We start from the raw sequence: 13,081 nt of genomic DNA, 5'->3' as shown, positions 1-13,081 counted from the left end.
AGGAGCGAATAGACGATGCTTAAAGTAGGTTTGATCGGATTCGGATTCATGGGTAGAATGCACTTTGACAACTACGTCAGGCTGATGAAAGAAGGCGCGGATGTAAAGCTGGTGGCAATTGCTGACCTGCGCATTCATGAGTTGAAGGATGGAGCAGCATGGGGCAATATTGCGACAGAGCAGTCCGTGTATGACCTGACTCCATATTCGTTATATGAGTCCATCGAAGAGATGTTAGACAACGAGGAACTTGATATTGTTGATATTACATTGCCTACGCCAATGCATGCTGATCTCGCTTGCTCCTTGCTGGAGCGGGGATTACATGTATTATGCGAAAAACCGATTACCCTTAATTCAGCTGATGGCTGGAGAATGGCTGAGACTGCGAAGCGCACGGGCAACACGTTGATGATCGCACAATGTCTGCGTTTCTGGCCGGCGTATGAATATTTGAAAGCGGCGGTTATGGACGGTCGTTACGGCTCTGTCGTTGCAGGCAGCTTCTTCCGGGGCGGCGGCTTACCGCAGCCTTGGTACCTGAAAGGCGAGCATAGCGGCGGATGCCTGGTCGACATGCATATCCATGACACAGATGTCATCAACTGGTTGTTCGGCAAGCCGGAGAGCGTATCTACGCTTGCACGGAATGTCATTCCTGGCAGCGCCTACGATGTTGTTTCGACGAACTACATCTATCCAGATGGGAAAGTGTTGAACGCACAGGCAGACTGGACGCTTCAAGGAGACTATGGATTTGCGATGACGTTCCGAGTGAATTTCGAAGGAGCGAATCTCGTATTCGAGAACAACGAACTGAAAGTAAATCCATATGACGGTCCAGGTTTTATCGCCGATCTGTCCTCTGATATGGGCTATTATCGCGAGATCAAATATTTTGTTGAATCGATTGCGGCCGGCAATCCTGTATCTGTCTGCCTGCCTGAGAGCGCGGTACAAACACTCGAAATCATCGAAGCCGAGATTGCCTCTGCGGACCGCAAAGGCGCGTACGTTAACATCTAAGTGTATTGCACAATGGAGACCCTTATCTTGCGGGATAAGGGTCTCTTTACGCCCGATGAAGGTTGCGTTCCTGCACCGGATCGTGTAGTAATCGCTTCATTTGCAATGGGACTATTCCTTCGTTCATACTAGGAAGAGAACATTCCAGCATCGAGGATCCGGACTAATCCGCTCGGACGAAGGAGATAGATACGATGAGCATGGCGAATTACCCTATCGAGCAATTTAAGAAGCTGAAGACTGAAGTGACAAGATTTATGATGATGTACCAATTTGCCCTTAATGAGCTGGAGACGAAAATCGAGATTGTGAAAGAGGAATTCCAATTCCTGCATGATTACAATCCGATTGAACATACGAAGTCGAGAGTCAAATCGCTTGAGAGCATCATGAACAAGATCGGCCGCAAGGGCATTGCCTTCTCGCTTGAGGACATTAAACGCGAAATTAAAGATATTGCCGGTTTACGGATTACTTGCTCATTCATCTCCGACATTTATCGGATCAGGGATATGCTGCAGAACCAGTTCGACATGCACATCCTCGAAGTAAAGGATTATATCGAACAGCCCAAGCCGAACGGTTATCGGAGTTTGCATTTGGTCGCGGAAGTGCCCGTTAATATGTCAGATGGACGTGAGAGCGTGTGCGTCGAAATTCAAATCCGCACAATTGCAATGGACTTCTGGGCGAGTCTCGAGCATAAAATATTTTATAAGTACGATCAGTCTGTCCCATCCCGGCTAATCCAGGAACTGAAGGAGGCATCGGATTCGGCGAACCGCCTGGATCAGCAAATGGAGAGGCTGCATCGTGAAATTTCCGTCATCAAGGAGAATCAGGGGGAAGATGACACGGAGCAGTTGACGCGTCTGCTGCTGAGCAACAAGGCGTTCCAGCTTCCCAAAGCGCTGCTGGAGCTAGGCAGGGAAGCGGAATAACGAATACAACGATCGTATGACTAGCCTTGTCGCGTTTGATGCAGCAATCACGGCAACTCGCAAATTCCGTCCTATGAAACTCTTTCATCCGCTATTGGACAGCGTAAACGTTTTTTAGTAGGATAATAGAAACGGAAAGAGAGAGTACAGTGACTAGTGCGATAGGGGTTGATAGGATGCTGCAGCTAGGCTCCAAGGTAATCATTATAGCGGATCAATACGAACAGAACCTCCCCGTAGGGGAGTATGGGTATATAATTGCTTATGACCGCAACGCGGACAACGTATTTGATTACGTGGTGCGCGTGCCGAAATCGAATCGTAACTTCCTTCTGCCAGACGAGGATGTGGAGCTTGAGGAAGTGCTGTTCCAGTTGGAAGCAGATCGGATTGAGCGAGACGCGCTTATCGACTACGCGCTGGCGACACATAACGAGGAGTTGTTCTATCGCATCATGAAGGGCGATCAAGAACAGGTCGAAGAGGATGAAGGCGCGGCGAAGGAGCCGCTTAGTCGCGAGGACTTTATTCGCCAAGTGAATCTGAAGGCGTGGATTTGAATCGTCTGCGACAAAGCAGTAATGGCGGTGTCAGGGAGAAGGTATTCCCTGCACCGCCATTTCTGATTTATGGATCGGACTGGCATTCTGTTATCCTGCTTCTTAATTGCTGTGTGTGGTGGATGTAGGCTATAATAGTAGGAATGACGAAAAGCACAAGATGAGAAGGAGAGTTACCGATGAGCATTACGCTAAAGGATGTCGAGCATGTAGCGAACTTGGCGCGGCTGGAGTTGACGGATGCGGAGAAGTCGCAGTTCACGGATCAGTTGAACGCCATTCTGAAATACGCAGAGAAGCTGAATGAACTTAATACGGATGATATCGAGCCGACTACGCATGTGCTGCCGATTACAAATGTGTTGAGAGAAGACGTTCGCAAGGAGTCGCTGCCGATCGAGAAGGTGCTGCTTAACGCGCCTGACGAAGAAGATGGACAAATCAAAGTACCTGCGGTACTTGAATCATAAGAAATGCGATTTTGAAAGGAGGAGCTACAGTTGGCATTGTTTGATCTGCGCCTGCAAGAGGTACATAACAAGTTAAACAATAAGGAGCTTTCCGTCACGGAGTTGGTTGAGGGCTCGTTCGAACGGATCGCGAAGACGGATACGGCCATTCAGGCTTTTCTATCATTGAATGAAGATGGAGCCCGCACGCAAGCTGCCGAGCTCGACAAGACACTGCAAAGCGGCGGCGAGAGAGGGCTTCTATTTGGTCTGCCGGCAGGCATTAAGGACAACTTGGTGACAGAAGGTCTAGTTACGACCTGTGCGAGCCAATTCCTAAGCAACTACAAACCGATCTACAGCGGAACCGCTGTGCGCAAGCTGAATGCAGCCGGTGCCATAACGATTGGCAAGCTGAACATGGACGAATTCGCTATGGGCGGCTCCAATGAAAACTCCTGCTTCTACCCGACCCGCAATCCATGGAACACGGACTATGTGCCGGGCGGCTCCAGCGGCGGCTCTGCTGCTGCGGTTGCGGCTGGACAAGTCTATTTCTCACTCGGCTCCGACACGGGCGGTTCCATCCGCCAGCCAGCCGCCTATTGCGGAATCGTGGGTCTAAAGCCGACTTACGGCCTTGTGTCGCGGTTTGGTCTCGTTGCTTTCGCAAGCTCTCTGGATCAGATCGGACCGCTTACCAAAAACGTTGAAGATTCCGCATACGTCCTGCAAGCAATTGCGGGCTACGACGCGAGCGATTCGACCTCCGCGAATGTGGAAATTCCGGATTACACAGCAGCGCTCACGGGTGAAGTCAAAGGATTGCGCATTGGCGTGCCGAAGGAGTATCTCGGAGCAGGCATCGACCCGCGCGTGAAGGAAGCCGTTATGAACGCATTGCGCGTTTACGAGTCGCTGGGCGCGACTTGGGAAGAGGTATCTCTGCCGCATACGGAGTATGCAATCGCCGCTTATTATCTTCTGGCTTCATCGGAAGCCTCCTCGAACCTTGCTCGGTTCGACGGCGTTAGATACGGTGTGCGCGCCGACAACCCGGACAACCTGATCGACTTGTACCGCAAGTCGCGGAGTCAAGGCTTCGGAGACGAGGTGAAACGCCGGATTATGCTTGGCACATATGCGCTCAGCTCGGGCTACTATGATGCTTATTATTTGAAAGCACAGAAGGTTCGTACGTTGATCAAAGGCGACTTCGATAAGGTATTCGAACAATACGATCTCATTATCGGACCAACTGCGCCAACGCCTGCCTTCCGTATTGGCGAGCAAGTCGGCGATCCGCTCACGATGTATCTCAATGACATTTGCACCATTCCGGTCAGCTTGGCAGGCGTTCCTGCAATCAGCGTGCCATGCGGCTCCGCCGACGGCTTGCCGATCGGACTTCAGATTATCGGCAAGGCATTCGACGAGTCGACGGTGCTCCGCGCCGCTCATGCGTTCGAAGCCCACACGGACTATCATACGCTGCGTCCGCAGCTGTAATAAGAGCGGAAAGGAAGATTAGCATGTCAGAATCGAATTCATACGAGACGGTCGTCGGTCTCGAAGTGCACGTCGAACTTCACACCAATAGCAAAATATTCTGTGGCTGCTCCACCGAGTTCGGAGCGCCGCCGAATACGCATACTTGTCCGGTCTGCCTCGGTCATCCTGGCGTCCTGCCGGTCCTTAACAAGCAAGCTGTCGAATATGCGATGAAAGCGGCAATGGCGCTTAACTGCACAGTAGCCGACATCAGCAAGTTCGACCGCAAAAACTATTTCTATCCGGATTCGCCTAAGGCGTACCAAATCTCGCAATTCGATCAGCCGATCGGCGAGAATGGCTGGATCGATATCGAGGTAAATGGTGAAACCAAGCGAATCGGCATTACGCGTCTTCACCTCGAAGAAGATGCAGGTAAACTAACACATGTGGACGGCGGTTTCGCATCGCTGGTCGACTTTAACCGTGTAGGCACGCCGCTAGTAGAGATCGTCTCCGAGCCGGATATCCGTACGCCAGAAGAAGCGAAAGCTTATCTGGAAAAGCTTCGCGCCATTATGTTGTATTGCGATGTGTCGGATGTGAAGATGGAAGAGGGCAGTCTTCGTTGTGATGCCAACATCAGCTTGCGTCCTTACGGACAAGAGAAATTCGGCACACGCGCTGAGCTCAAGAACATGAACTCCTTCCGAAGCGTGCAGCGCGGTCTCGAGTATGAGCAAGTACGTCAAGCCGAGATATTGAACAGCGGCGGCGAAGTTGTACAAGAAACTCGCCGTTACGATGACGCGGTAGGCAAATCGTTTTCGATGCGCGGCAAGGAAGAAGCGCATGACTATCGTTATTTCCCGGACCCGGATCTCGTAAGGCTTACGATTAGCCAAGAGTGGAAAGAACGCGTTCGCGCTTCGATCCCCGAGCTACCGGATGCTCGCAAAACGCGTTATCAGAGTGACTATGGCTTGTCCTCCTATGATGCAGATGTCATTACCGCATCCAAGAAGCTCGCAGATTTGTTCGAAGAAAGCCTAAGCTACACCAAGGATGCAAAGTCTGTTGCGAACTGGGTGATGGGAGACCTGCTTGGTTATCTTAACGCTAATAGCCTAGAGCTGTCGGATATTAAGCTGACTGGTCAAGGACTTGGCGAGATGATCGGTCTTCTGGAGAAGGGGACGATCAACGGCAAGATTGCCAAGACGGTGTTCAAGGCGATGCTTGAGAACGGCAAGCTTCCACAACAGATCGTTGAGGAGCAAGGACTTGTCCAGATCAGTGACGAAGGTGCCATTCTTGCGATCGTTGATGCCGTAATCGAACGCAATCCGCAATCCGTCGAAGACTTCCGTGCGGGCAAAGAGAAAGCGATCGGCTTCTTGGTTGGACAGATCATGAAAGAGACAAAGGGCAAAGCCAATCCCGCGCTTGTAAACAAGATGCTGCTGGAGCGGCTTAGCTAGCGGAGATAACCACGTGGTTAATATGAAATAGCGTATAGGAGCGTGGTTCATCCAATGGATGGACTGCGCTTTTTTTAAAAACATCCATGGCTCTTCGGCCGCATCCCCAGCATGAAAGTGGAGTTTAGCGCCGCTCGTTCCCTGCCATAATGGTTAATACTGCGATTGGACAGAAACACGAGACTCTTTTTGGTGGTTCGACCCTGTCCTAAAAACTGTGAGAATTCGTTTTGTGCACAACCCCATGCTAGCTTCGGAGCTCGCTTTGCCGAATGACTGCGTACAGAAAAATGGTACGTTCAAACGAATTCGCCAATCGTAGTACCAATCGATTGGAGGGAAGTATTATGGATATGCTTGTTGCCCGAGGTGCCGGACTCGATGTCCATCAAGAATCAATTGTTGCTTGTGTAATGGTCGGAGAAGCGGATGAATCACCCGTCATCGAAACGAGAACATTTCCAACGATGACAAGAGATTTATTTGCTTTAATGACTTGGCTCGAAGATATGAATGTAACGCATATCGCCATGGAGTCCACCGGAATCTACTGGAAACCGGTGTACAATATCTTAGAAGGTTACTTCGACATCTGTCTTGCTAATGCTCAACGTATTAAGAATGTGCCCGGCCGCAAGACCGACGTTAGTGATGCAGAATGGATTGCAAAGCTTCTACGATTTGGCTTAATTGAAAAGAGCTTCGTACCTTCGGAGGATCTGCGTGAACTACGGGATTTGACACGCCTTCGCAAGAAGCGGATTGGCAACCTCACCGCAGAGAAAAATCGCATTCAGAAGATGATGGAAGCCTCGAATGTAAAATTAGGCACGGTTATTTCGGATGTTTTCGGTGTTTCGGGTCGTAATCTTCTTGAACGTTTAATGGAACAAGGCTTTGTGGATCGAGATGACATCGAACATCGCGTACGGGGAAACGTGAAGAAAAATGTATCTCGCGTCGCAGAATCATTGTTTGGGACATTGACCAATCATCAAATTCTAGTGATTCGAAATTGCTGGGAACACATTACTTTTCTCGAAAAATCGATTGCCGAGCTGGATCAAGAAATTGAAGCGCATCTTAAGCCTTACCAAGAGGAGCATAACCTGCTTCAAACCATACCAGGAGTCAGCAGTATCACTGCTTCGGCTATCATTGCTGAGATTGGTGTCCATATGGACCAGTTTCCAACTGCAGATCATCTAGCTTCTTGGGCAGGTGTGGCCCCCGGAAATCACGAAAGTGCGGGCAAAAAAAAAGTTCAAAAACAGTAAAAGGCAATCCTCATGTCAAAACAGCTTTATGTGAAGCTGCCTGGGCCGCAACGAAATCAAGAAAATCCTTACTGGCTATTCGCTTTTGGAAAATGGCAGCGAGAAGAGGTAAGAAAAAAGCGTTAATTGCTCTTGCTCGAAAAATCTTAACGATTATCTATCACATGATCAAACACAAACATGGTTATATAGAAGGCGGACCGCCCGTTATAACTGCTCAAGAAGCATAACAGTATAGACAAACTTTAAAAGCTTTAAACATAAAGGCCAATATTTTCTGGCCCCGGGCATCCTATTGTCTGATTTTAAATCAAAGTTGGTTTTATGAGATCATTAAATCGACCTTGAGTGGGTTGATAGTAATTTGAGCACTAATGACTTTCACAGAAAAGAAATGACAGTTGTTTAACGTTCTCTATATATGATTCCTTCATGTTGATGTACGGCTAGTGCAGAGCGTTAACGCATACACTTATATTATGCCGACAGATGATGAGTCCATGAATAGAGAGGGGTGCCGCGATGAATGTGACAGCAGGTGTGGCGAATAATCCATGGTTTATTAATGAAATTGACATTGCTGCGAGGTTAGGTCTCTCGATTGTGCTCGGAGGATTAATCGGTTTCGAACGCGAGTCATCCAATCATGCCGCTGGATTTCGTACGAATATTCTAGTCTGCTTAGGCGCGTGTTTACTTATGTTGTTGTCGATATACGGGTTTGCTGATTTTGTAGAGGAGCCTAATGTCCGTGTTGACCCGGCCCGTCTCGCGGCAGCGGTCATTACAGGGGTTGGTTTCCTAGGGGCAGGTACAATCCTGTTCACAGGCAAATCCATAACAGGACTGACGACGGCAGCTTCGTTATGGGTTGTAGCCGCTATAGGCCTTGCGGTGGGGGCAGGTTTTTATTTTGCTTCGGGGACAGTTACGATAATGGCACTGTTAACGTTATGGGGATTCAATAAGATCGAGAAAAGATATATGAACGCCAAGAAGGACCGGGTTATCAAGGTTGAGGCATATGATCTTTCATCCCATCTCGTCAGTATCAATCAAATCTTAGAGCACCGTAGAATTACGATTCGCAAAATGATGATGGAAGAAGTGGAGACATCGCGACAAGAAGGGGATGAGCGAGCAACAAGGCTAATTCTTCATGTTAAGATGTCTTCCCATAAAAAAGATTCGGCGCTTCGTCTGCTTGACGAACTGAAGAAACTGGAGGGCATACGTTGGGTGAGCTCCGAGTAACGCAACGAAAGCGGGCATGGCTCACGGCCTTGCTTGCTTTCTTGCTTCCCGGTATGGGACTTGTATATAACGGGCAATATTCAAGAGGCTTTCTCCTCTTATCGGCTTTGCTTCTCGACGTAACCGCAATCTACCGGCTAGCAAATTCTGATGGGGGAAGCCACCTGCTTCTGATCGTATATCTAGGTTTGCTGCTGCCGATATATTATTTTGTAAGTGTATTCGAGGCGCTGCAGATTAAGGATCGTCCAGCTGAGGAGAGACTGCCAGTACAACTGCTTCACGGCATTTTGCTAGTTGCCTCTGGAATTGTCATGATGATATTGATTAAGCCTCCGCATTTGCTCCTCCCATGGATGAACGAATTGGCTGAGCTCAGTGTGGGTCCACTTCTGATGGCGATCGCTTGCTTTTTTGTGCTGACGGTTGTCAAGAAAGGAGAAATCACCATGTTTAAGCTTGGTCGATTAACAGCGGCGATACTAATATTATCGGTTGGGGTACTGCTGCTGCGGGATCAAGTTAGGGATTCGAATGATATCATGCTGCTTCGCGACTGGTGGCCGCTGTTATTTTTGCTGCTTGGCATTGAAGTTACCCTATATAGTACCGTGCTGCGAGCGAAGGTTGCTAAGCTAAAGCTGGATATGGCTGGAGCAGCAGCTGCGTTAGTTGTGACGGTGACAGCTTATGGCGTCACCCAATTCGCCGATTTCCCCGTTAAATGGCTTGATCAATTTAATGTGGATTTGAGTGGCATGGTGGAGTATGGCGAAGAGAAGGGTTACCACATGACCAAGAGCGTCATGAAAGTATTTGTTGATGAGCATCTATCCTCGGTCGCGATAAAAAATATGAATGGAGATGTTATCGTTCGTACAGGCGACGTTCGGGAGATCGAGGTGTTTACGACAGTATGGGTAGACGACTTGGACGAGGCTGAGTCAAAGGTCATTGCCGAGCAATCGACAGTAGAAGCAACACCTGGGCGCGAAGTGATGCTCGAAGCAAAGGGACAACGTTATGGCACCGACAATAAGCGAGTACCTCGAATGAATATGGTGATTGTCTTGCCGCGGATTGAACCTCGTGCTGAGAAATCCGCTCCTGAAGCGACTCCCGATGTGGAAATGGATGAACCCATGATGACGGATGTCATCACAACTCAGTCGGACGAGCCCGTGTACGCATTGCCTGACTACGAACAAGCTCCCGATTCGAGTGCGGAGCAGCCTACAGCTATTCAAGTGCAGATTGAAACCGTTAATGGTTCCACCGAGGTGGACGGGCTGGTCGCAGAAGACGGACTTATCGTCAACAGTGGGGACGGGGCTATACGAATTTCACAATTGATTGGGCCTTTGACGGTTACCGGCAATAATGGAAGTCTTGATGCAGAGTCGCTGAGCGGCGAAAGTACGTTGGAGCTCAAGAATGGGGAGATTGCAGTAAGCCATGCATCTGGAGGAGCCTTGTACGCAGCTACTTCCAACGGCAATATTCGATTGTCGGATATCGCAGGAGAAGCCGAAGCGGAGACCAAGAATGGGAGTGTAACGATTGACGGCGCAGCCAGCTCGGTCAAAGCGAACACAATGAACGGCGGCATTACAGTAGAGAGCAGTATGGTAGGCGGAAATTGGGATTTGGACAGTTCCGTCGGGGAGATTACAGTAGGCCTGCCAGAACAAGGGGATTATTCTTTATACGGTTCGGTAACTTTTGGGAAGATTGAATCGGAACTGCCATTCCAGCAAATTCGCAAAACGATCCGTGGCTCAGTTGGCGCAGGCACTTACCGCATTCATATTAATGCGACAAATAGCATAACCATTGAAAGTCGGGTTACTCGTTAGATGGCGCTTTCATTGACAAAAACTTTAATATGAACGTACAATAGATTATAACGATTATAAATCATTTCATTTTTTTCAAAGAAAGGCGTGAGGGGAATGGCAGCCAACGTTCATTCGGCACTGGAACAACTTAAGATGAATGGCGTCCGTATGACCCCGCAACGACACGCCATACTGGGATATTTGATGGATACGAAATCACATCCTACCGCCGACGAGATCTATAAGTCGTTGTCGCCTACTTATCCGAGCATGAGCGTTGCGACAATTTATAACAATTTGCGTTTGTTCGTCGATGCAGGATTGGTACGCGAGCTAACATACGGCGATGATTCAAGTCGCTTCGATGCTGACCTCTCCGATCATTATCACGCAATTTGCAAGAGTTGCGGACAGATTGTCGACTTCGGCTATCCTCCTCTGCTGGAAGTAGAGAAAGCGGCTTCGAAGGAAACGGGCTTCTCCGTACATGGTCACCGGATGGAGATATATGGACTGTGCACAACATGCAACACTTAACGGTCGCTGACCGTCTATAGAATAAGATAGTTTATGACAATAACGTGCTGGGCAGCGTTTTTACGCTACTTCTTGCACGTTTTTGTTTGAGATTGTATCGGAGCATAAGCAATGAATCCGCATGCTCCGGAATGCAATTATGACAAGAGCCAAGGAGAGTGAAGCATTGGAAATGAATTACATCCGACCGCGTCGTAAGAAAAGAAGAGTCGGATTAATGATGTTAGTCTTTCTGTTCATGACTTCAGCAATTGTAACATTTGGATGGCTGGGTTATTTGAAGTATATTCCAAGCCGTGAGTATCAAGAGCCGTCGTATGCATCTGCGACTCCCATTATCGTAAATGGAGAGGAAACCGCACAAGGTGCTTTGATTGAGAACGGAATGGTTAAACTGCCGCTTCCTATTTTAGAATCTATATTTGCGGTGGACAAGCCGATACACTATGAAAGCACGACAGGTACTATCGTGCTTACGAGCGTGGACAAAGTGCTTAGACTTAAGACGGATGCGTTGACCGGCATTCTGAATAAACAACCATACAAGCTGACGATTGCTGCCGAGGTCACGGACAATATTGTATATATTCCGGCCGCGCCAATTGAAGAGTTATATGGGCTGAAGGTGGATTACAATCCGGAAACGGGGATCGTTTCTCTCCTTAAGGAAGGAGAATCGGTACAGCTTGCAGAAGCGCTGGATGAGAAAGGTGCATCTATCCGCACATCACCATCCATCAGGGAACCCTATTTGTTGAAAGTTGCACAAGGTGAAAGCATGCGTGTATGGAGCAGCAATGATGGTTGGTTGCTCGTACAGTCATCGCAGGGGCACATCGGCTACGTTCGGGAGAAGGACGTTAAGATGTCCGGTACAGAAACAGTGAGCGAAGTGAAGCGCGAAGAACCTTTTGTGCCATGGGAGCTAGACGGTCATAAGATCAACATGACGTGGGAAGCTGTCTACGAACGACGAATCGATCCAGCCAAGATCGGGGAGATGCCGGGCGTTAACGTGGTAAGTCCGACATGGTTTGAATTGACCGATGGAGCGGGCACGATCAAAGGGAAAGCGGATCCGGCTTACGTAAAGTGGGCACATGATCGTGGGTATCAGGTGTGGGCGCTCTTCAGTAATGGATTTGAGCCAGAACGTACGACGGAGGCGCTCGCTACAGTGGAGTCTCGGTTCGTCATGATCCAACAATTGCTTGCATTCGCGGAGATGTACAAGCTTCAAGGTTTCAATATCGATTTCGAGAATGTATATACAAAGGACAAAGAAAACTTAGTGCAATTCGTTAAGGAACTGACTCCGCTGCTGCATGAGGCGGGTTTGGTCGTATCCATCGATGTTACGCCGAAGTCGAACAGCGAGATGTGGTCGGTCTTCCTGGATCGTGAAGCGTTAGGGCGCACAGTTGATTATATGATGGTTATGGCATATGACGAGCATTGGGCCTCCAGCCCGAAGGCAGGGTCGGTAGCCTCGCTGCCGTGGACGGAGAATTCGATTGCGCGCATCCTGCAAGAAGATAAGGTGCCTGCAAACAAGCTGATTCTGAGTATGCCTTTGTATTCGCGGATATGGAGCGAAAAGGCTGGATCAGATGGTCAATTGGAGGTATCTTCTAAAGCTGTAGGCATGGAGCGGGTGCAACAAATTATTGCAGATAAAAAACTTGTGCCTGTTCTGGATGCTGCTGCAGGACAAAATTATGTTGAGTATACGGAGGAAGGTGTCAAGCAACGTATTTGGATCGAAGATGATCTATCCATTCGGGCAAGGGTGGGGATCGTACACAAATACGATTTGGCTGGTGTAGCTACCTGGCAAAGAACCTTCCAGGTGCCATCTATCTGGAATACCATCAATGAAGCATTGACGACCCCATCAAAGTAAAGCAGCACTCATACCATCGATGTAAGAAAACAAACAAAACCTCCAAGCAAGTGCGGCAATGCCCGCATGGCTTGGAGGTTTTGTTCTTCTCAGAAATATACGCACTATACAACTATGGGACGATGATCTCTTGAGTGACAACGTGGTTAGACCATTGTGACGTTGTTAAGCTTTCAGCTCTTCAGTGTTTTCCCGAGCTTGGTTAGGATCAAGCGTCAGCATTGTGCGGCAGAACATGCAACGATCTGTTTTGCCCAACATCTTAGTCTGACGACCGCACTCCGGACACTCCAGCATCGTTGCGCTCGTGGACATCATACCTGC

At 48.8% G+C, this 13,081-nt stretch carries 11 protein-coding genes and 1 pseudogene (1 of these 12 running past the window's edge); 11 read left to right on the top strand and 1 reads right to left on the bottom strand.

Annotated features, from left to right (window positions below):
• Positions 1 to 15 precede the first annotated feature (15 nt).
• The 11 genes and pseudogenes from ACX1C1_RS00085 (at position 16) to ACX1C1_RS00035 (ending at position 12,757) form a co-directional block, all read left to right on the top strand.
• Complete coding sequence (locus ACX1C1_RS00085; RefSeq protein WP_458955166.1) at positions 16 to 1,026, top strand: Gfo/Idh/MocA family protein; 1,011 nt, start codon at positions 16 to 18, stop codon at positions 1,024 to 1,026.
• A gap of 200 nt (positions 1,027 to 1,226) precedes the next feature.
• The gene (locus ACX1C1_RS00080) at positions 1,227 to 1,967 is read left to right on the top strand and encodes a GTP pyrophosphokinase (RefSeq protein ID WP_458957553.1); all 741 of its coding nucleotides are present in this window, start codon (positions 1,227 to 1,229) and stop codon (positions 1,965 to 1,967) included.
• A gap of 176 nt (positions 1,968 to 2,143) precedes the next feature.
• A complete protein-coding gene (locus ACX1C1_RS00075) occupies positions 2,144 to 2,527 on the top strand; it encodes an ATPase (protein WP_458957552.1) in 384 nt (127 codons plus the stop codon).
• Between the two features lie 179 nt (positions 2,528 to 2,706).
• Entirely contained in the window at positions 2,707 to 2,997 is a 291-nt protein-coding gene (gene gatC / locus ACX1C1_RS00070; protein ID WP_458955165.1) for an Asp-tRNA(Asn)/Glu-tRNA(Gln) amidotransferase subunit GatC, read from the top strand.
• 30 nt (positions 2,998 to 3,027) lie between these two features.
• Positions 3,028 to 4,485: an Asp-tRNA(Asn)/Glu-tRNA(Gln) amidotransferase subunit GatA gene (gene gatA / locus ACX1C1_RS00065; RefSeq protein ID WP_458955164.1), complete on the top strand. Its 1,458-nt coding sequence runs from the start codon at positions 3,028 to 3,030 to the stop codon at positions 4,483 to 4,485.
• A gap of 23 nt (positions 4,486 to 4,508) precedes the next feature.
• On the top strand, positions 4,509 to 5,948 hold the full coding sequence (gatB, locus tag ACX1C1_RS00060; RefSeq protein WP_458955163.1) for an Asp-tRNA(Asn)/Glu-tRNA(Gln) amidotransferase subunit GatB: 1,440 nt from the start codon (positions 4,509 to 4,511) through the stop codon (positions 5,946 to 5,948).
• Between the two features lie 347 nt (positions 5,949 to 6,295).
• A pseudogene (locus tag ACX1C1_RS00055) lies at positions 6,296 to 7,455 on the top strand (IS110 family RNA-guided transposase).
• Between the two features lie 292 nt (positions 7,456 to 7,747).
• Entirely contained in the window at positions 7,748 to 8,479 is a 732-nt protein-coding gene (locus ACX1C1_RS00050) for an MgtC/SapB family protein (protein WP_458955162.1), read from the top strand.
• Positions 8,461 to 10,335 (top strand): DUF4097 family beta strand repeat-containing protein, encoded by a 1,875-nt coding sequence (locus ACX1C1_RS00045; protein WP_458955161.1) that lies wholly within the window; start codon positions 8,461 to 8,463, stop codon positions 10,333 to 10,335. The genes ACX1C1_RS00050 and ACX1C1_RS00045 overlap by 19 nt, the downstream gene beginning before the upstream one ends.
• A gap of 96 nt (positions 10,336 to 10,431) precedes the next feature.
• The gene (locus ACX1C1_RS00040) at positions 10,432 to 10,854 is read left to right on the top strand and encodes a Fur family transcriptional regulator (RefSeq protein ID WP_458955160.1); all 423 of its coding nucleotides are present in this window, start codon (positions 10,432 to 10,434) and stop codon (positions 10,852 to 10,854) included.
• Positions 10,855 to 11,026: 172 nt separating this feature from the next.
• Positions 11,027 to 12,757: a glycosyl hydrolase family 18 protein gene (locus ACX1C1_RS00035; RefSeq protein ID WP_458957551.1), complete on the top strand. Its 1,731-nt coding sequence runs from the start codon at positions 11,027 to 11,029 to the stop codon at positions 12,755 to 12,757.
• 165 nt (positions 12,758 to 12,922) lie between these two features.
• Here ACX1C1_RS00035 and ACX1C1_RS00030 read toward each other — a convergent pair whose 3' ends face one another.
• Positions 12,923 to 13,081, bottom strand: the final stretch of a protein-coding gene (locus ACX1C1_RS00030) for a YgzB family protein (protein ID WP_458957550.1). Its footprint extends 192 nt past the window's final position; the window shows 159 of its 351 coding nt (coding positions 193-351); its start codon lies off the right edge, out of view — the gene reads right to left on this strand; its stop codon occupies positions 12,923 to 12,925.

It is taken from the genome of Paenibacillus sp. strain BS8-2 (genome assembly GCF_054483835.1).
Note: the sequence above shows the minus strand (reverse complement) of the source record. Positions and strands in the feature narration are given on the sequence as shown.

Bases quoted from the DNA above. Each gene is read 5' to 3' on its own strand.
- ACX1C1_RS00085 (WP_458955166.1), top strand. From the start codon at position 16: ATGCTTAAAGTAGGTTTGATCGGATTCGGATTCATGGGTAGAATGCAC.
- ACX1C1_RS00080 (WP_458957553.1), top strand. From the start codon at position 1,227: ATGGCGAATTACCCTATCGAGCAATTTAAGAAGCTGAAGACTGAAGTG.
- ACX1C1_RS00075 (WP_458957552.1), top strand. From the start codon at position 2,144: ATGCTGCAGCTAGGCTCCAAGGTAATCATTATAGCGGATCAATACGAA.
- gatC (WP_458955165.1), top strand. From the start codon at position 2,707: ATGAGCATTACGCTAAAGGATGTCGAGCATGTAGCGAACTTGGCGCGG.
- gatB (WP_458955163.1), top strand. From the start codon at position 4,509: ATGTCAGAATCGAATTCATACGAGACGGTCGTCGGTCTCGAAGTGCAC.
- ACX1C1_RS00050 (WP_458955162.1), top strand. From the start codon at position 7,748: ATGAATGTGACAGCAGGTGTGGCGAATAATCCATGGTTTATTAATGAA.
- ACX1C1_RS00040 (WP_458955160.1), top strand. From the start codon at position 10,432: ATGGCAGCCAACGTTCATTCGGCACTGGAACAACTTAAGATGAATGGC.
- ACX1C1_RS00035 (WP_458957551.1), top strand. From the start codon at position 11,027: ATGAATTACATCCGACCGCGTCGTAAGAAAAGAAGAGTCGGATTAATG.